General features: G+C 70.4%; 18 protein-coding genes. 14 read left to right on the top strand and 4 right to left on the bottom strand.

The features are described 5' to 3' along the window. Window positions 1-191: 191 nt before the first annotated feature. Window positions 192-1,019, top strand: a complete 828-nt coding sequence (locus tag AC5P1C_RS09390; RefSeq protein WP_493865228.1) for a hypothetical protein — start codon at window positions 192-194, stop codon at window positions 1,017-1,019. A gap of 33 nt (window positions 1,020-1,052) precedes the next feature. Here the strand turns inward: AC5P1C_RS09390 and AC5P1C_RS09385 are convergent, their stop codons facing one another. Continuing rightward, window positions 1,053-1,334 (bottom strand): hypothetical protein, encoded by a 282-nt coding sequence (locus AC5P1C_RS09385; RefSeq protein WP_493865369.1) that lies wholly within the window; start codon window positions 1,332-1,334, stop codon window positions 1,053-1,055. 132 nt (window positions 1,335-1,466) lie between these two features. Between AC5P1C_RS09385 and AC5P1C_RS09380 the strand changes: the two genes are divergently transcribed. After that, window positions 1,467-1,697, top strand: a complete 231-nt coding sequence (locus AC5P1C_RS09380; RefSeq protein WP_493865227.1) for a DUF4287 domain-containing protein — start codon at window positions 1,467-1,469, stop codon at window positions 1,695-1,697. A 97-nt stretch (window positions 1,698-1,794) separates the two neighbouring features. On the opposite strand, the gene AC5P1C_RS09375 is transcribed toward AC5P1C_RS09380, so the two are convergent. The 3 genes from AC5P1C_RS09375 to AC5P1C_RS09365 form a co-directional block, all read right to left on the bottom strand. Then, window positions 1,795-2,709 carry a Bax inhibitor-1/YccA family protein gene (locus tag AC5P1C_RS09375; protein WP_493865226.1) on the bottom strand — a complete coding sequence of 305 codons (915 nt, stop codon included), beginning with the start codon at window positions 2,707-2,709 and terminating at the stop codon, window positions 1,795-1,797. A 66-nt stretch (window positions 2,710-2,775) separates the two neighbouring features. After that, the gene (locus tag AC5P1C_RS09370) at window positions 2,776-4,173 is read right to left on the bottom strand and encodes an MFS transporter (protein WP_493865225.1); all 1,398 of its coding nucleotides are present in this window, start codon (window positions 4,171-4,173) and stop codon (window positions 2,776-2,778) included. Window positions 4,174-4,227: 54 nt separating this feature from the next. After that, the gene (locus AC5P1C_RS09365; protein ID WP_493865224.1) at window positions 4,228-5,403 is read right to left on the bottom strand and encodes a 4-hydroxybenzoate 3-monooxygenase; all 1,176 of its coding nucleotides are present in this window, start codon (window positions 5,401-5,403) and stop codon (window positions 4,228-4,230) included. Window positions 5,404-5,560: 157 nt separating this feature from the next. Here AC5P1C_RS09365 and AC5P1C_RS09360 point away from each other — a divergent pair, with 157 nt between their 5' ends. The 12 genes from AC5P1C_RS09360 to AC5P1C_RS09305 all read left to right on the top strand — a co-directional run bounded on the left by AC5P1C_RS09360 (window position 5,561) and on the right by AC5P1C_RS09305 (window position 18,648). Further along, a complete protein-coding gene (locus tag AC5P1C_RS09360) occupies window positions 5,561-7,189 on the top strand; it encodes an IclR family transcriptional regulator domain-containing protein (protein ID WP_493865223.1) in 1,629 nt (542 codons plus the stop codon). Between the two features lie 176 nt (window positions 7,190-7,365). Then, entirely contained in the window at window positions 7,366-8,418 is a 1,053-nt protein-coding gene (locus AC5P1C_RS09355) for an RNA polymerase sigma factor (protein WP_493865222.1), read from the top strand. A gap of 86 nt (window positions 8,419-8,504) precedes the next feature. Next, a complete protein-coding gene (locus tag AC5P1C_RS09350) occupies window positions 8,505-9,440 on the top strand; it encodes an ABC transporter ATP-binding protein (protein ID WP_493865221.1) in 936 nt (311 codons plus the stop codon). Continuing rightward, on the top strand, window positions 9,437-10,207 hold the full coding sequence (locus AC5P1C_RS09345; RefSeq protein WP_493865220.1) for an MlaE family ABC transporter permease: 771 nt from the start codon (window positions 9,437-9,439) through the stop codon (window positions 10,205-10,207). The genes AC5P1C_RS09350 and AC5P1C_RS09345 overlap by 4 nt, the downstream gene beginning before the upstream one ends. Before the next feature lie 3 nt (window positions 10,208-10,210). Next, window positions 10,211-11,026 carry an MlaE family ABC transporter permease gene (locus AC5P1C_RS09340; protein WP_493865219.1) on the top strand — a complete coding sequence of 272 codons (816 nt, stop codon included), beginning with the start codon at window positions 10,211-10,213 and terminating at the stop codon, window positions 11,024-11,026. A gap of 5 nt (window positions 11,027-11,031) precedes the next feature. Then, entirely contained in the window at window positions 11,032-12,300 is a 1,269-nt protein-coding gene (locus AC5P1C_RS09335; protein ID WP_493865218.1) for an MCE family protein, read from the top strand. Continuing rightward, window positions 12,297-13,334 carry an MCE family protein gene (locus tag AC5P1C_RS09330; RefSeq protein WP_493865217.1) on the top strand — a complete coding sequence of 346 codons (1,038 nt, stop codon included), beginning with the start codon at window positions 12,297-12,299 and terminating at the stop codon, window positions 13,332-13,334. The genes AC5P1C_RS09335 and AC5P1C_RS09330 overlap by 4 nt, the downstream gene beginning before the upstream one ends. Window positions 13,335-13,384: 50 nt before the next feature. After that, window positions 13,385-14,365 (top strand): MCE family protein, encoded by a 981-nt coding sequence (locus AC5P1C_RS09325; RefSeq protein WP_493865216.1) that lies wholly within the window; start codon window positions 13,385-13,387, stop codon window positions 14,363-14,365. Then, window positions 14,362-15,510 (top strand): MCE family protein, encoded by a 1,149-nt coding sequence (locus AC5P1C_RS09320; RefSeq protein WP_493865215.1) that lies wholly within the window; start codon window positions 14,362-14,364, stop codon window positions 15,508-15,510. Before AC5P1C_RS09325 ends, AC5P1C_RS09320 begins: the two co-directional genes overlap by 4 nt. Beyond that, window positions 15,507-16,817, top strand: a complete 1,311-nt coding sequence (locus AC5P1C_RS09315; RefSeq protein WP_493865214.1) for an MCE family protein — start codon at window positions 15,507-15,509, stop codon at window positions 16,815-16,817. Before AC5P1C_RS09320 ends, AC5P1C_RS09315 begins: the two co-directional genes overlap by 4 nt. Further along, window positions 16,817-18,100, top strand: coding sequence for an MCE family protein (locus tag AC5P1C_RS09310; RefSeq protein ID WP_493865213.1), 1,284 nt, complete (start codon window positions 16,817-16,819; stop codon window positions 18,098-18,100). The genes AC5P1C_RS09315 and AC5P1C_RS09310 overlap by 1 nt, the downstream gene beginning before the upstream one ends. After that, window positions 18,073-18,648, top strand: a complete 576-nt coding sequence (locus AC5P1C_RS09305) for an Rv1363c family protein (protein ID WP_493865212.1) — start codon at window positions 18,073-18,075, stop codon at window positions 18,646-18,648. The genes AC5P1C_RS09310 and AC5P1C_RS09305 overlap by 28 nt, the downstream gene beginning before the upstream one ends. The last annotated feature ends 60 nt before the right edge of the window (window positions 18,649-18,708 follow it).

Below are 18,708 nucleotides of genomic sequence, written 5' to 3'. Positions count from 1 at the left end.
GACTCAATCTCCCCCAGGATGTGACCTATCTCCTGGGGGAGACACATATGTGCAGGTCAGGGCATGTCTGTGGATAAACACCGGGCCGAAAGACCTGTCCAATTCGTGACGTAATGCACTGACAGGTGGATCGTGCAGGCTTCAAGCTGATGTAGGAAGTCGGGGGTCGACTTGAAACCGGGAGTACGTCAGTGAGCGCTTTGCCTCTTGCCTTGCTGCTCTCCACGGCCGCTGCCACGGCCGTGAGTGCCGCCGCCCTGCACGCCGTGCACGGGCTTCGGAAGCAGCTCGCAGAAATCACCGCCCTGCGCACCGAGCTGGCCGACAGCCACTCGGCGACCGCGCACGCCACCGTGCCCGCCGCCCGCACCACTCCGGACACCGACGAGATACGCACGGCTGTCGCCGAGGCCCTCGCCGAGGAGCGGGAGCGTGAGCTGGCCGAGGCGCGGGCCTTCTGGGCCGCCCAGGAAGCCCGTGACGCCTCGGACGCGCCCTCGCTCCTGAGCGGCCTGCCGGGCCTCTCCGACATGGCCGACGAGCTGTTCCTGCCCCGCCAGGCGGACTTCTCGGGCCTGGAGCAGGACAGCCTGGAGCCGGTCATCGAACCGTACGGCGATCCGGCCGACGAGTTCGCGGGCGACTCCCCCGAGCTGGCGGCGGCCCGCCGCCGCCACCCCTCGCACCCGGACTTCGTCCCGGTCCAGTCCCCCGTCAACGGCGACCACGAGCGCACTGTCGCCTGTCTTGAGGAACTGGCCGACGCCCGCACGGCGCTCGCCGACGTCCGCCCCGGACCTCTCGGGACGCTGGACGTCTACGTCTTCGCGGACGGCACGACGCTCTGCATGACCCCGGGCCACCGCGAGACCGCGGAGCTCCTGTCCGACGCCCTGCGCGAGGGCCACAGCCCGGTCCTGCTCGGCGGCTCCGGAGTCTCCGGCGCCTACGCCCTGACCTTCGAGTGCGGCACCGAGAACGTCTACATCCTGGCCGACCGCGTCATCGCGTCGGTCTGACCGAAGGACCCCGGCGCACGCCGGGGTCACTCGTCACACCCCGGCCCGCTTCTGCGCCTCCTCCACGAGCGTCAGCGCCTGCGCCAACTGGCCCGCGTCCTCGAGCACAAGGGCCAAATCCCGCCCCGCGACCGTGATCTGGTCGGCCGCCGCGAACATCCCGGCGTCCGGCATCTCCCGCGGCTCCGCCTGAGGCACCTCGATCCGCTGCGCCCACGCCGCCAGTTCCCTGGCCAGAGCGAGCGCCTCGGCCGCCGCCCCCCGCTGCAGACGACTCTGCGGGGCGGCCCGCAACCGGTCGGCGAATTGGTCCACTGCCACCGTCAAAGGCTTCGTATCAAGCACGCGCCGACCCTATGCGCCTGGGCGGGACTGTTGCCAACGCCCCAACGCTCAGGCACGGTGGCGTGAAGGACGGAACACATCGCGACGCGTCCGGAGGCGCCGATGTCACAAGTGTTTTCCGAGGAGACCCACCGCAATCTGATCGCCCGTATCCCCCACTGCACCGGTCGTGAGATCTCCGACTGGCTTCGCGCCGTGGACGAAGGCCCTTCGCTCTTCCGCTTCGAGGAGAAGGTCAGCTGGCTCCGCGCGGAGCACAACCTGGCGTACGGGCACGCCAAGGCAATCATTCACGAGTACGACTTGCGGCGGGCCTCGCGCAGGCTGCTCTGACTCCCTGTCCCCCTCACCATCACTCGCTCTCACTCCCACACGGCGAAGGGCCCCACGGAACGTACGTTCCGTGGGGCCCTTCGGTGCGCCGGGTCCGTCAGTCGTTGCCCTGAAGGATGGCGATCAGGCGCAGGAACTCGAGGTAGATCCAGACGAGCGTCATCGTCAGACCGAACGCCGCGAGCCAGGCCTCTTCCTTCGGCGCTCCGTACGCGATGCCATCCTCGACCTGCTTGAAGTCAAGGGCCAGGAAGCACGCGCCGAGCAGGATGCCGACGATGCCGAAGACGATGCCGAGGCCGCCGCTGCGGAAGCCGAGGCCGTCACCGCCGCCGAAGACCGCGAACAGGAGGTTCACGGCGGTCAGGAGCAGGAAGCCCATCGCCGCGGCCATCACGAAGCCGTAGAAGCGACGGTTGACGCGGATCCAGCCCGCCTTGTAGGCGACGAGGACGCCGACGAAGACGGCCATCGTGCCGAGCACGGCCTGCATGGCCGCGCCGTCCGCGATGCGGTTGTCGACGACGCTCGAGACGACGCCGAGGAAGACACCCTCCAGGGCGGCGTACGCCAGGATCAGCGGCGGCGAGGCCTTGCGCTTGAAGGCCTGCACCAGGCCGAGCACCATCGCGACGAGGCCTGCGCCGATCGCGATGCCGAACGACTTGCTGATGTTGGCGTCGTCCACCGGCAGCAGCGCCCAGGCGAGCGCGGCCGTGACCAGGAGCGTGCCGAGTGTGGTGGCCGTACGCATGACGACGTCGTCCATCGTCATCCGGCCGGCGGTGGTTACGGGCGCCTGGGGGGCGCCGTGCTGCAGGTCCTGCTGGGCGTACGGGTTCGTCGCGTACGGATTGGTGGGGGCCTGCTGGCCCGCGCCCGCGTACGGATTGCCCTGCTGGGTCTGCGTCCCGGCGGCGGGTCCCCCGGCCTGCGGCTGCGTGCCGAAGCCCGCGTAGCCGTTGTCGCGGCTGAACCCCCGTCGCGAGAAGACCGGGTTGCTGCTCCTCATTTCACTCCTCCATGGCCACCGTGCGTGGCTTTGGCTCAAGAGTAATGCGTAGGCAAAAGGAAGACCCTAGTGCTTGGGGAGGATCTTTCCCTCCTTGTGACCAAGAACGACCGGCCCGGTGCTCTCTGTTCCCGGTGAGGCCGGGGATACACCCTCACCATCCGGGGTACGGCGGCTGCGCCGGACGAGTGGCACCAGCGAGATCGCGACGGCGCCGAGCACGGCGGCCACGGCGAACGTGGTGAACCCGAGGGACGCGTTCCCGCCGGAGACGACGGCGCCGCCCAGCCACGGCCCGACGACCGCGCCGGTGCGCCCGACGCCGGTGATCCAGCCGAGCCCCGTGGCGCGCTGTGCGGGCGTGTAGACCGAAGGCGCGGACGCGTAGACCATCACCTGCGCCGAGAAGAGCCAGATGCCGGTGACGAAGACGACTCCGTACGCGACACCGAGCGGCAGCTCGGCCTTGAGCAGGAAGGCTCCGCAGGCGGTCAGCAGGAACCAGATCGCGGAGATCCGCACGGCGCCGAACTTGTCCGCCATCCGCCCCGCGACCAGCATGCCGACGATGCCGCCCGCGTTGATCACCATGAGGAAGGTGACGGAGGAGGAGAGCGAGTAGCCGGAGGCCCGCATCAGCTCGGGGAGCCAGGTGGAGACCCCGTAGACCAGGAGCAGACCGGCGAAGGAAGCCAGCCACAGGAGCGGGGTCGCGAACCGCTGCCCCGGGGCGAAGAGCGAGGCCACGGCGGCGAAGCGGCCCTTGGCGCCCGCCTCGGGGGCTTCGGCGAGCGTCGGGGACGGCAGCGAGTAGCGCAGGGCGACGGCCTCGGCCTCGCTGGTGCGGCCCTTGGCGAGCAGCACGCCGGGCGATTCGGGCAGCCACTTCAGTACGAGGGGGATGGCGACGACCGCGGGGATCACGCCCGCCCAGAAGACGACGCGCCACCCGTGGTCGGGCCCGAGCCAGAGGCCGAGGCCCGTGGCCGCCATGCCGCCCGCGTGGTACGAGGTCATCATCAGGCCGGTGGCGAGCGCGGCCCTGCGCGGCGGCGCGAACTCGGCGACGATCGCGAGGCTGATCGGCATCAGACCACCGAGCCCGAGGCCCGCGATGAACCGTCCGCCGCCGAAGACGGCGGCGGACGGCGCGAGCGCGCAGACCGCGGAGCCCAGGGAGAACAGCGCGACGCTCCCCGTCACCATCGGCTTGCGGCCGATCCAGTCGGTGAGGGTGCCGCAGCCGAGGGCGCCGACGAGCATGCCGAAGGTGGTCCAGGAACCGATGGTGCCCGCGGTCGACGTGCTGAAGCCGAAGTCCTTGTCGTCGATGAGGTGCGGCATCACGGCGCCGTAGATGTTGACGTCCATGCCGTCGAAGAAGACGACGAGCCAGCACAGGGCTATGACGGGAGCGACAGTTCTGAAGGTCCGCTGGGGCGCGGCACCTTGGGGAGCGGTCACGGGGCTCTCACTTCTTTGTGGAGTGGGACTACCGGGGGACGGGGGTGCGGTGGCTCAGTCGAGGGGGAAGCCCGTGTAGCTCTCGGCCAGGTCGGTCTCGGCCGAGCGTGCGGTGGTGACGCGGTCCAGCCGAGCGAGCTGGATGCGGTCGTCGAAGGGGGTGGCGTCGGGGGCGCGGTGCAGCATCGTGGTCATCGCGTACGAGAAGCGCTCGGCCTGCCAGACGCGGCGCAGGCAGGTCGCGGAGTACGCCTCCAGGCGCGCGTCGGAGCCTGTCTCGCGCAGCTCGACGAGCGCGCGGGCGAAGGTGACGACGTCGCCGACGGCGAGGTTGAGGCCCTTGGCGCCGGTGGGCGGGACGATGTGGGCGGCGTCCCCGGCGAGGAAGACGCGTCCGTGCCGCATCGGCTCGTGGACGTGGCTGCGCATGGGCGTGACGGACTTGGAGGTGATGGGTCCGCGCTTCAGCGTCCAGGCGTCGTCGGTCTCCAGGCGGCGGTCGAGCTCGTCCCAGATCTCCTCGTCGCCCCAGTCGGCGGCGTCCGCGCCCGCCGGAACCTGGAGGTACGCGCGCGTGACGGTCGGCGAGCGCATGGACAGGAGCGCGAAGCCGCGGTCGTGGCGGGCGTAGACCAGCTCGTCGTGCGAGGGCGGCACGTCCGCGAGGATGCCGAGCCACCCGAAGGGGTACGTCCGCTCGAAGACCCGCGAGGCATCGGCGGGCACCGCCTCGCGGGCCACGCCCCAGGAGCCGTCGCAGCCGACCACGTAGTCGCACTCCAGGACGTCCTCGCGGCCCTGGTGGCGGAAGCGGACGCGCGGGCTCTCGGTCTCGGCGCCCTCGACGGCGAGCGCCTCGGCCTCGAAGAGCAACGGGCCCCCGGCGGCGAGCTGAAGGGCTATGAGGTCCTTGCAGACCTCGGTCTGGGCGTAGACCATCACGGACCTGCCGCCGGTCAGCGCGGGGAAGTCGACGCGGTGCCTGCGGCGGTCGAAGCGCAGCTCGATGCCGTCGTGCGGGATTCCCTCGCGGTCCATGCGGGCGGCGGCGCCCGCATCGCGCAGGACGTCGACGGTGCCCTGCTCCAGGATCCCGGCGCGCTGGCGCTGCTCGACGTAGGCGCGGTCCTTGGTCTCCAGGACGACGGAATCGATGCCGGCGTTGTGCAGCAGGCGGGCGAGGAGCAGCCCCGCCGGTCCGGCTCCGATGATTCCGACGGTGGTGCGCATCGTTCGTCCCCTTCGCTCCCGAACGCGTCGCTCACGGGCGGGCTTGTTCGCCTGGTGAACTATCGTTCATAATGTGCTGACGGGAGTCTCCGACCGGACCCAGCGGCTGTCAACGGTTGCGGGGCACCCGATTTCGACCCGTGCGAGGAGCGGCGCCATGCCAGAAGAGTCCGTACGCCCCCTGGAGCGCGGTCTCGCGGTCCTTCGCGCCCTCGCGGTGGCCGACCAGGCGAGGGCGGGCGATCTCGTCCGAGCCACCGGCCTGGCCCGCTCGACGGTGGACCGGGTCGTGGCGACCCTGACCCGCGTCGGCTACGTACGCGAGCACGGCCAGGAACTCCACCTCACGCCCCGCCTGATGGAGCTCGGCAACGCCTACCTCGCGGCGAGCGGCCTGAGCGGCGAGGTCGCCGCGCGCACCGCCCGGCTCGCGGACGAGCTGGACGAGTCGGTGTCCCTGGCGGTGCCGGACGGCAACGGCGTCCGCTTCGTCACGCAGGCCGCGCGGCGCCGCGCGATGTCGGTGGCCTTCCGCATCGGCGATCTGCTCCCCGCCGAGCGGTGCGCGCCGGGCGCCCTGTTCGCCGCCGAGTGGGACGAGGCGGCCTGGCAGGGGTGGCGGGCGCGCGTGGCCGCCGATCCCGACGGCCACGCCTTCCCGGCGCTGCCGCCGGGGCCCGCGGCCCCGCCCCCGGACCTCGCGGGCCGCGTGGAGCGCTCGCGCGTGACGGGCTGGGCCCTGGACGACCAGCTGATCGAGCCGGGCCTGATCGCGACGGCGGTCCCGGTACGCGACGCGGCGGGCCGCACCCGGTACGCCCTGTCCGCGGTGAGCCACACCAGCAGGCACACGGCCCGGGGCCTCGCGGAGCTCGTGCTGCCACGGCTGCGGAAAGAGGCGGCGCTCCTGGAGGAGCTGCCGGCCGCCCAAGCGGCGTACGAGGACGTCGAACTGATGGCAGATCAGGGACCGGACACCGCGGACGCCAAGGCCGAACTGGGCCCCGGCTTCCTCCAGTCGCTCGCCCGCGGCCTCGCCGTCCTGCGCGCCCTGGGCCGAGCCCGCGGCGACGGCCTCCCGCTCACCGCGATCGCCGACGCCACCGGTCTGCCACGGGCCACGGCACGCCGCTGCCTGCACACCCTGGAGCTGGAGGGGTACGCGACGCACGACGGCCGCCTCTACCGCCCGCTCCCCCGCATCCTGGAGCTCGGCTACGCCCGCCTGTCCCGCCTCGGCTTCGGCGACATCACCGAGCCGCACCTGCGCCAACTGACGGGCCGCGTCCACCAGTCGGCGTCGGTGACCGTGCTCGACGGCACGGACATCCTGTACGTGGCGCGCGCTGCGACGGTCCGCGTCATGAGCGTCTACATCACGCTCGGCACGCGCTTCCCCGCCTACCCCACCGCCATGGGGCGCGTCCTGCTCGCCGGACTGCCCGAGCGGGAGCGCGCGCGCCTCCTGGAGGCCGCCCCGCCCCAGCCCCTCACCCGCCACACCGTCACCGACCCGGCGCGGCTGCACCGCGTCATCGACCGCGCGGCCGCCGACGGCTACGCCACCGCGGACGAGGAACTGGAGGAGGGCCTGCGCTCGGTCGCCGTGCCCCTCAGGGACGCGACAGGACGCGTGGTCGCCGCCCTGAACGTGGCCCAGCACGCGGGCACCGCCCCGCTGGCGGAGACCGTCGATGCGCTGCTTCCCGCACTGCGCGAGGCCGCGGCGGCGATCGAGACCGATCTGCACACCGCGGCCCGCTTCAATGCCGTACGTATGCCCTGAGCGCTCCCGCACAGGGCAGTGAAGGTGCCCGCGGCCGGGCACGAACCACCGATCAGCCGATCGGCAACGGTACGGAATCGATGAGCGCCTCCCCCTGCACAACGCTGGATACCGGACGGTAATGTCGCGTCCCCGCCGGGGGGACCGAACCGGCGGGCGAGCGTGAAGGAGCCCTCATGGCGACGGACCTGCACCCTGCGCATTCGGGCGGGGCGGCCGACAAGGCGGACCTCGACCGGTGGCAGCGCGCGTGGAGTCACCGCGAGGAACTGCTGCGGGTGGCCCGCCGCAGATCCATGAGCGCCGAGGACGCCGAGGACGCCGTACACGAGGCGATGCTGCGCGCCGCCGAGCATCCGCAGCTGGACGACGAGCGGCTCGGCGCCTGGCTGACGACAGTGACCATACGACTGTGCGTCGACCGGTACCGGCAGGTCAGCCGCGAGGCCGAGGTGCACAGCAGCCCCAAACTGGTCCCGCCGGGCCAGCTGCCCGTCGACGACGCGGTGTGCGACCAGGCGGAGGCGCGGTGGCTGGCCGCACGGAGCGGGGAGCTGCCCGCGCGGCAGGCGGAGGCGATCTGGCTCAAGTCCGATGACCTGGACGTCGGTCAGGTCGCCAAGAAGATGGGCCTGAGCTACCGGACGGCCGAGTCGCTGCTCGCCAGGGCCAGGCGCACGCTGCGCACGGCGCTTGCCTCCACCCTTGGTCTCGCCCTGTGGCTGTGCGGGCGCGGAGGGCCGCGTACGGGCGGGAACGTGCAAGTGGTGGCCGTGGCCGCGACAGCGGCGACCCTTGCCGTGGCCGGGTTCGTCCTGCCGGGCGTCCACGACGGGGACCGGCCCGGACCGGCACGGCCCGCCCCATCCCTCTCCTCCGTCTCCGACGGGGCCGATGACGCACGGACCCCGGGAAGCGGGGCGCCGCCCTCGGCCCGCTCCCGCCAGGCCCCGTCGACGACCACCCCCGGCACGGCGCGGGGCGACGGCCCGCTTCCCGTGGTGCCGTCCCTGCCCGAGGTGCCGCTCCCGGCCCTGGAAACACTGCCCGCGGTGCCCGCCCCCGACGTCCCCGAGATCCCGCTCGAGCCGCCGGAGGTGTCCGTCCCCCCGGCCCCGTCCGCCCCCGCCGCCCCCTCTCCCTCCGCGACGGCCCCTTCCGTACGTTCGACGGAAAGCTCCGGAACGGCCCCGAGGCTGCCCGCCGACGGCGTCACACAGGTCCCGTAGAAAAAACTTCGGTTTCTCCGCGACGGACGGGGCGCCCCTCCCCGTAGAGCAGATGACAGAGCTGCTCACGGCGAAGGGTGAACCGGATGGGTGTCGAGATCTGCGTGGAAGGGCTGACCAAGTCCTTCGGCGACCAGGTCATCTGGCAGAACGTCTCGCTGACCCTGCCCGCCGGAGAGGTCTCGGTCATGCTCGGTCCCTCGGGCACGGGCAAGTCGGTCTTCCTCAAGAGCCTCGTCGGACTGCTCAAGCCCGAGCGCGGGTCCATCCGGATCGCGGGCACGGACATCACCAAGCTCCGCGAGCACGACCTGTACGAGGTACGGAAGCTGTTCGGCGTGCTGTTCCAGGACGGCGCCCTGTTCGGGTCGATGAACCTCTACGACAACATCGCCTTCCCGCTGCGCGAGCACACCCGTAAGCCGGAGAGCGCGATCAGGAAGATCGTGCTCGAGAAGATGGACATGGTCGGTCTGATCGGCGCCGAGGACAAGCTGCCCGGCGAGATATCCGGCGGGATGCGCAAACGGGCCGGTCTGGCGCGGGCCCTGGTGCTCGATCCGGAGATCATTCTCTTCGACGAGCCCGACTCGGGCCTCGACCCGGTACGTGTGGCCTACCTCAACCAATTGATCGTCGACCTCAACGCGCAGATCGACGCGACCTTCCTGATCGTCACGCACGACATCGCGTCGGCCCGCCAGGTCCCCGACAACATCGGGCTGCTCTTCCGCCGTGAACTGGTGATGTTCGGCCCCCGCAAGCAGCTCCTGACCAGCGACGAACCGGTCGTACGGCAGTTCCTGAACGGCCGGATGCAGGGACCGATCGGCATGGCCGAGGAGAAGGACGCCGCCACGATGGCGCGCGAGGCGGTGCACTTCGGCAACGGCGGCGCGACCGACGGCGTGGGCGCCGCCGAGATGACCCCGCGGCTCCTTCCGGGGCCCGGGATCGACCGCCCGCCCCGCTGGCAGGCGATCGCCGAGCGCGAGGAGGCGCGCGAGGTGAGCGGCGCATGAGTCTGTCACCCAAGGGGGCGCTGCGGCACTCGGGCAGTCTCTTCGCGATGGGCCTGGATGTGCTGCGGACGCTGCCCAGGCGCCCGTTCCAGGTACGGGAGTTCATCCAGCAGGCCTGGTTCATCGCGAGCGTCACGATCCTGCCCACCGCGCTCGTCTCCATCCCGTTCGGCGCGGTGATCGCGCTGCAGATCGGCAGCCTGACCCGGCAGCTGGGCGCGCAGTCGTTCTCGGGCGCCGCCTCGGTACTCGCGGTCCTCAGGGAGGCCTCGCCGATCGTCACCGCGCTCCTCATCGCGGGGGCGGGCGGCACCGCGATCTGCGCGGATCTCGGGGCGCGCAAGATCCGCGAGGAGATCGACGTGATGCAGGTCCTCGGCATCGACCCGATCCACCGCCTCGTCGTGCCCAGGGTCCTCGCGTCGATGGTCGTCGCGGTGCTGCTCAACGGCCTGGTCTCGGTGGTCGGGGTGGCCGGCGGCTATTTCTTCAACGTGGTCCTGCAGAACGGAACTCCGGGCGCCTATCTGGCCTCGTTCACCACCCTCGCCCAGCTGTCCGACCTCTGGGCGGCGGAGCTCAAGGCCCTGGTCTTCGGCGCCATCGCCGCGATCGTCGCCTCGTACAAGGGGCTCACCGCCAAGGGCGGTCCCAAGGGCGTCGGTGACGCGGTGAACCAGGCCGTGGTCATCACCTTCATGTTGCTGTTCGTGACGAACTTCGTGATGACCGCCGTGTACTTCCAAATCGTCCCGCAGAGAGGGTAGTTGATGCGACTTCTCGACCGCCCGCTCCGCTCGCTCGAAGCGCTGGGCAGCCAACTGGCCTTCTACGGGCGCTCCCTGGCCTGGACGGGCCGCACCCTGCGCCGCTACAAGAAGGAGATCCTGCGGCTGCTCGCCGAGGTGAGCTTCGGCCGCGGCGCCCTCGCCGTCATCGGCGGCACGGTCGGCGTGATCGCCTTCCTGTCCTTCTTCACCGGCACCGAGGTCGGCCTTCAGGGCTACGCCGCCCTCAACCAGCTGGGCACCTCCAACTTCGTGGCGTTCCTCTCGGCGTACTTCAACACCCGGGAGATCGCCCCCCTGGTGGCGGGCCTCGCCCTGTCCGCGACGGTCGGGGCCGGGTTCACCGCGCAGCTCGGCGCGATGCGGATCAGCGAGGAGACCGACGCGCTCGAAGTGATGGGCGTCCCCTCGCTGCCGTTCCTCGTGACCACCCGGATGATCGCGGGTTTCGTCGCGGTGATCCCGCTGTACGTGGTCGGCCTGCTGTCCTCGTACTTCGCCGCGCGCACCATCACCACCGCCTATTACGGGCAGTCCGCGGGCACCTACGACCACTACTTCCAGCAGTACCTGCCACCGGTGGACGTGCTCTGGTCCTTCGGCAAGGTGATCGTCTTCGCCGTCGTGATCATTCTGGTGCACTGCTACTACGGCTACTACGCGAGCGGCGGTCCTGCCGGGGTCGGCGTCGCGGTCGGCCGTGCCGTGCGCACCTCCATCGTCGCCATCAACGTCCTGGACTTCTTCCTCAGCCTCGCGATCTGGGGCGCCGTCACGACCGTACGAATAGCGGGGTAGGGCAGATGAGGATTCCGGTCTCTCTCGTTTCGCCCGGCGCCAGGCTGCGGCTGTACGGCATCGTGTTCATCACGGTCATCGCGCTGCTGCTCGCCCTCTCCGTCGCCGTGTACCAGCAGGTGTTCACCTCCGTCGTACGGATCACGCTGCAGGCCGACACCCTGGGCAACCAGTTGGAGCCGCGGGCCGACGTCAAACTGCGCGGCCTCCTGGTCGGCGAGGTCCGCGAGGTGCGGGCCGACGGCGAGAAGGCGACCCTCGGGATCGCGCTCAAGCCGGAGCACACCGCCCACATCCCGTCCGACGTCCACGCGCGGCTGCTGCCCAAGACACTGTTCGGCGAGAAGTACGTCGAGCTGGTGGAGCCCCGTGAGCCCGCGGACCGGCACATCCGCGCCGGTGACGTCATCACGCAGGACCGCACCACGGTCGGCATCGAGGTGCAGCAGCTGATGAACGATCTGCTGCCGCTCCTGCGCACCGTGCGGCCCGCCGATCTCAACGCGACGCTCTCCGCGTTCGCCACCGCGCTCGACGGCCGCGGCGACCGGATCGGCGCCAACCTCACCCGCGTCGAGCGCTATCTGCGGCGCCTCAACCCGCATCTGCCGTCCCTGAAGGAGGACATCACACGCTTCGCCGACGTCGCCGAGGTGTACGCCGACGCGGCGCCCGACCTGATGAAGATCCTGCGGAACTCCGTCACCACCAGCCGCACCCTCGTGGAGAAGCAGGACCAACTGGCCGCCGGTCTCAAGGCGACCGCCACCGCGGCCGGCACCGGTGAGGAGTTCCTCGAGGACAACGGCGAGCGCCTGATCACCCTCGGCCGGGTCTCCCGCCCGACGCTCGCGCTGTTCGCCCGCTATGCGCCCCAGTACCCCTGCCTCCTTGAGGGCCTGGTGCGGCAGGACAAGGCGTCCGAAGAGACCTATCGAGGCGGAAAGATGCGTATCACCCTCGAATTCGTCCACCCGCAGCCCGCGTACGAGCCCGGCGAGGAACCGCGGTACGCCGACCGCTCGGGCCCCAACTGCCGCGGTCTGCCCCATCCCAAGGTGCCCGCCGGGGACGACCAGCTCGACGACGGTACGAAGCCCAACAAGGTCGGTGGGCCGACCTCCGGGGGCACGATGTCCTCGACCGCGGCCGAACAGCGGGCCGTCGGCTCCCTGGTGGCCCCGGCAATGGGGATGCCCGCGGACCAAGTACCTCCGGTCGCGACGCTGCTCTTCGGCCCGATGGCGCGCGGAACGGCGGTGAGCGTCGCATGAAGACGGTACGAGCCACACAGACCGCGGCGCCTTTGGTGAAATTCCTGCTGTTCGCACTGGTGACGGTGGTGGCGACGACGCTGCTCGCGGCCACCATCGTGAACATCTCCTTCACCCCGGAGCACACCTACCGCGCGGTGTTCAGCGATGTCACGAGCCTGGAGGAGGGCGACGACATCAGGGTCGCCGGGGTGCGGGTCGGCGAGGTCGACGGTATCCGGATCAAGGACAGGACCCGGGCCGAGGTCACCTTCACCGTCATCCAGGACCGCCCGCTGTTCACCAGCACCGGCGCCGTCATCCGCTACCGGAGCCTGGTCGGGCAGCGCTACATCGCGCTGACCGAGGGCGCGGGCGGCAGCACACCGCTGCGGCCCGGCGGCCGGATCCCGCTGTCCCGGACCCAGCCCGCGCTCGATCTGAACACGCTGCTCGCCGGGTTCAAGCCGCTGTTCGCCGCGCTGAGCCCCAAGGACGTGAACCAGCTCGCCACCGAGATCATCAAGACGCTGCAGGGCGAGGGCGGCACGGTCAACAGCCTCCTTGCCCACACGGCGTCGCTCACCACCACCCTGGCCGGCCGCGACAAGCTCATCGGCTCCGTGATCACCAACCTCAACGAGGTGCTCACGACCCTGGACAAGCGCGGCGGCCGCTTCTCCTCGCTGCTCAAGCAGTTGCAGCGGCTCGTCTCCGGACTCTCCGCGGACCGCAAGCCGATCGGCAAGTCGCTGGTGAACATCGGGAACCTGACCGAGGCCACCTCTGGCCTGATCGGCGATGCACGGCCCCCGCTGAAGGACGACATCAAGGAGCTGGGCGAGCTCACCGGAACGCTGAACGACAACGAGAAGACCGTGGAGGGCGTCCTGAAGCGGCTGCCGAACAAGCTCAACAAGCTGACCCGGACCGCGTCCTACGGCTCCTGGTTCAACTTCTACCTCTGTGACTTCGACGGCCGGATCGTGCTGCCGAAGACCAAGGAGGTGCTCACTCCCGAGCTGCATGTGGCACGGGCGAGGTGCGGCGGATGAGGCTGCGTGTGCCGCGCATTCCGCGGCTCTTCCCGCGGAGGCGTGGGCGGATGACGCCGTTCCGTGAGCGGAACCCGGTGACGATCGGTGTCGTGGGTCTCACCGCCCTCGGCCTCGTGACCGGCGCCGCGTTCAACGCCGACAGCCTGCCGCTGATCGGCAACGGCGAGACGTACAGCGCGGCCTTCTCGGAAGCGGGCGGGCTCAAGCCGGGCGACGAGGTACGGATCGCCGGGGTGAAGGTCGGCAAGATCGACGAGGTCGACCTTGACGGCGACCACGTGAAGGTCACCTTCAAGGTCAAGGGCGAGCCGAAGTTCGGCACCGAGACCGGCGCGTCCATCCGGATCAAGACGATCCTGGGCTCGAAGTACATGGCCCTGGAGCCCAAGGGGCCCGGCCAGTTGAAGCCGGGCTCCGAGATCCCGGTGGCCCGGACGACACCCACGTACGACGTCGTGACCGCGTTCAGCGATCTGACCACCACCACGGAGAAGGTCGACACCGAGCGGCTCGCCAAGGCCATGGACACCATCTCCACCACCTTCGAGGACTCTCCCGCCGAGGTGAAGGCGTCCATCAAGGGCCTGTCGAGGATCTCCCGCACGGTCGCTTCGCGCGACAAGGAGCTGCGCGAACTCCTCGACCACGCAGGCGGCGTCACCAAGGTGCTCGCCGACCGCTCCGACGAGTTCTCCACCCTGGTCAAGGACGCCGACAAACTGCTCACCGAGATCGCCAAGCGCCGCAAGGCCATCCACACCCTGCTCAAGAGCTCGGCCACGCTCGGCATCGAGCTCTCGGGCCTGGTGGCGGACAACCGCAAGGAGATCGGCCCGGCACTCAAGGGCCTGGACACCGTGGTGTCGATGCTGGAGCGCAACTACTCCAGCCTCGATCGCAGCGTCCAGCTGCTCGCGCCCTATGTACGGCTCTTCACCAACACCCTTGGCAACGGCCGCTGGTTCGACAGCTACATCCAGAACCTGGTCGCCGCTCCGGTGGTCCCGCGGACGGGAGACAAGCGATGAGCAAGCACGCACGGCTCCTGCGGCGGGCGGCCCTGGTGACCGCCCTGGTCGTGGTGGCCGCCCTCACCGTGGTGCTGTGGCCGCGCGGTGAACCGGTGCGCGTCACCGCGTACTTCCCACGCACCGTCGGCATCTATCCGGGCTCGGACGTCCGGGTGCTCGGCGTCCGCATCGGCGAGGTCAAGGAGATCGCCCCGGAGGGCGAGCGGGTGCGGGTGACCCTCGAGTACGACGGTGAGCGCAAGGTGCCCGCCGACGCCAGGGCCGCGATCATCAACTCCTCGGTGGTCAGCGACCGTTACCTCCAGCTCCTTCCGGTGTACCGGAAGGGCGCGGCGATGCGGGACGGCGCCGTCATTCCGCAGAGCCGTACCGCCGTACCGGTCGAGCTCGACCGCGTGTTCGACAGTCTGCACACCACGTCGGAGGCGCTCGGACCGCGCGGCGCCAACACGAGCGGCGCCAACAAGAAGGGCTCGCTGTCCCGGCTGCTCGGGGTCAGCGCGGACAACCTCGAAGGGCAGGGCGGGAACCTGCATCAGACCGTGGAGGATCTCTCCACGGCCGTCACCACCCTCTCCGACGGCCGGGGCGACCTGTTCGGCACCGTACGGAACCTCCAGGTGTTCACGGCCATGCTCGCCAAGGACGACAAGAGCGTGCGGTCGTTCAACACCAGCCTCGCCAAGGTGGCGGGACAGCTCGCCGGAGAGCGCAAGGACCTGGCGGCCGCGCTGAAGCACCTGGGCACCGCGCTCGGCGATGTGCAGCGGTTCGTCAAGAAGAACAAGAAGTCGCTGACCTCCAATGTGAAGGGGCTCAGCAAGGTCACCAAGGTGCTCGTCACCCAGAAGAAGGCGCTCGCCGAGATCCTGGAGACCACGCCGACCGGCCTGTCGAATCTGCAGAACGCCTACAACCCGGGCTCGGGCACCCTCGACACCCGCAACAACGCCGAACAGGCACAGGACCCGGCCGCGCTGCTCTGCTCGCTCCTCGGCACCACCGGCGAGAAGCAGGCCGCGGAGTGCAAGGACCTGCGGAAACTCTTCGACTCGCTGCCCGAGTTGGCGCAGCCACAAGGGGTTTCGGGCGCGGAGCCGAGCGACAAGACCCTCGGCGGAATCCTGGAGGCCGCGGCATGAGCGCGCTGCGCAAGGGCGGGACGGCCGCCTGGGCCGCGATCGGTTCGCTGCTCCTGACGGGATGCGAGTTCAACGGTCTGTACGACGTCGAACTTCCCGGCGGCGCCGCCAAGGACGCGGGTGCCTACCGGGTCACGGTCGAGTTCCGCGACGTACTCGACCTGGTGCCGCAGTCGGCCGTGAAGGTCAACAACGTCACCGTGGGCTCGGTCGAGAAGGTGGAGCTCGACGGCTGGCACGCCAAGGCACGGCTGCGGGTCGCCGGTTCGGTGAAGCTGCCCGGCAACGCCTTCGCCGGTCTGCGGCAGACCAGCATGCTCGGCGAGAAATACGTGGCGCTGTCCGCCCCACCGGACAGCGCCCCCGTCGGCAGGCTCAAGGACGGTGCACGGATTCCGCTGTCCCGCAGCGGCCGCAACCCGGAGATCGAGGAAGTGCTCTCCGCCCTTTCGGCGCTGCTCAACGGCGGCGGTGTGGCCCAGCTCAAGACGATCACCACGGAGCTCAACAAGGCCTTGGCCGGCCGCGAGAACCGGGTCAAGTCGCTGCTGAAGGAGCTGAACAAGTTCGTCGGCGGCCTCGACAGCCAGCGCAAGGAGATCGTGCGGGCGCTCAAGGGCGTCGACCGCCTCGCCAAGCGCCTCAAGAAGGAGAAGAAGACGATCGGCGATGCCGTCGACACCGTGCCGCCCGCCCTCAAGGTGCTCGCCGACCAGCGCCGCGATCTGACGAAGATGCTCACGTCGCTGTCGAAGCTCGGCACGGCGGGCACCAAGGTGATCAACGCCTCGCGCTCCGACGTGATCGCCAATCTGAAGCACCTGCGGCCGACCCTGGAGCAGTTGAACAAGGCGGGCGACGATCTGCCGAACTCCCTTGAACTCCTGACGACTTACCCCTTCCCGCGCCGCGCCGGCGACGCCGTGAAGGGCGACTACGTCAACCTCAAGATCACCGCCGATCTTGATCTGGACAGCATCTACGGCAATCTCGCCGACGACCCCGAGAAGCCGGACGGCTCGGACAAGCCCGGACTGCCCGAGGCGCCGAAGAAGCCGAAGCTGCCGGACGTCCCCGGCGTCCCGGACCTCCCCGGCGTTCCTGACGCCCCGAAGGCCCCCGAGCTGCCCGACGACCCGAAGCTGCCGGACACCGACGACGACCCGGGTGGCGACGGCGAGCAGCTGTGCCCGCCGGTGTGCACCGGCACCGGCCGGTACGCCGCGTACGGGAACGGGGACGCCGATGGCTCCGCGCCCGGGATCAACCTCGCTCTGGCCGAGCTCCTGCTGAGGGGGGTCTACTAGTGATCACACGTACGGTCAAGATCCAGTTGCTCGCGTTCGCCACCGTCACCGCCGTGGGCGTGAGTTACGTCGGCGCGCAGTACACCGGCATCCCCGACGCCCTGCTCGACCGCGAGTACACGGTGCGCGCCGAGTTCGCCGAGTCCGGGGGCATCTTCCAGGGGGCCGAGGTCACCTATCGCGGGGTGCCCGTGGGCCGGGTCGGCCGGCTCGGACTCGCCGGCTCCGGCGGGGTGTCGGTGGCGCTCGACATCGAGGACGGGGCGCGGATTCCGGCAGACACGCTCGCGGTGGTGGCGCACCGTTCGGCGGTCGGTGAGCAGTACGTCGATCTGCAGCCGCGCACCGGCTCCGGGCCGCTGCTCAAGGAGGGCAGCACCATCGCCCGCGGCGACACCCGGGTGCCGCTGGCCAGCACGGAGCTCGTCCTCAGCGTGGACCGCCTGGTCAACTCCGTCGGCAAGAAGGATCTGCGGGTCACGGTCGACGAGCTGGGCAAGGCCTTCAAGGGGACGGGACCGCACCTGAGCCGCCTGGTGGACTCGGGCAATGAGCTGGTCGAGTCGGCCTCCGCATCGCTTCCCGAGACGATCAGGCTGATCGAGGACTCGCGCAAGGTCCTCAAGACCCAGTCGGAGCAGGGCTCGGCGATCAAGTCGTTCTCCGGGGACCTGGCGGACCTCACCGCGGAACTCAAGTCCAGTGACGGGGACATCCGCAAGCTGATCGGGTCGAGCGCGCCCGCGGCGCACGAGGTGGACTCGCTGCTCAAGGCGAACCGGACCCAGCTGCCGGTACTCCTCGGGAATCTGATCAGCGGCGGCCAGATCACCGTGGCACGACTGCCCGGCGTGGAACAGGCCCTGGTCACCTTCCCCCTGACCGTCGCGGGCAGCTACACGGTGGTGCCGGGCGACGGCACCACCCACTTCGGCATGGTCGCGGGCAAGGACGAACCGGCGCCCTGCCGCCAGGGGTACGACACCCAGCGGCGCGACCCCGCGGACACCGGCGACCGCCCGGCCAACACCGGCGCACGCTGCACGGCACCACGCGGCGGCGACACCTCGGTGCGCGGCGCGCAGAACGCCCCCGGCGCCCCCGACACCTCCGCCCGCTCCGGCGGGGCGGACCGGGCGGCGCACGTCACCCCGTACGACCCGGACACCGGCACCGCCGTCGGACCGGACGGAACGCCCGTCGAGATCGGCTCGACGGGCGGCGAACAGAACGCGTTCGGAAAGGACTCGTGGCAATGGCTGCTCGTAGGACCGATGGCATGAGCGGGGGCCTGATCTCCCGCCCCGTACGGGCGCTGCGCCGCCTCGGCGCCAGGCTCGCGGGCGCCGCCCGCAGCAGCCGTGCCATGGCCGCGGGACTCGCCGTGGCCACCGCCGTGACGACGGCGCTCGCCGTCTGGCTCGCCCTCCAGGTGCACGAGCAGCACGCGGCGGAGCAGCGGCACCAGGACATCCTGGCCGCGGCCAGGCAGTCGGCCCTGAACTTCACCTCGCTCGATTACCGGCACTACGGGCGGGACAGCGAGAACGTGCTCAAGGGCGCGACCGGTGACTTCAAGAAGCAGTTCACGGCGCAGACCGCGCAGCTGACGAAGCTGGTCGCCAAGAACAAGTCGGTCTCCAAGGGGCAGGTCCTCGAAGCGGGCATCACCCGGGCCGACGAGCACTCAGCCCGTGTCCTGGTGGTCGCCGACAGCAAGGTGACCAACACCGCCTCCCCCGACGGCCGGGCCCGCACCTACCGGCTGCAGCTGGACCTCGAGCTCAAGAACGGCCGCTGGCTGACGTCCGGCGTCGAGTTCGTCGGCTGACCGCACCACCCGTACAGCGCGTGACCCCGTACAGCACGTGACCCCGTACAGCGCATGACC

It is taken from the genome of Streptomyces sp. A18 (assembly GCF_059026065.1).
This window is presented reverse-complemented; position numbering and strand designations above follow the sequence as displayed.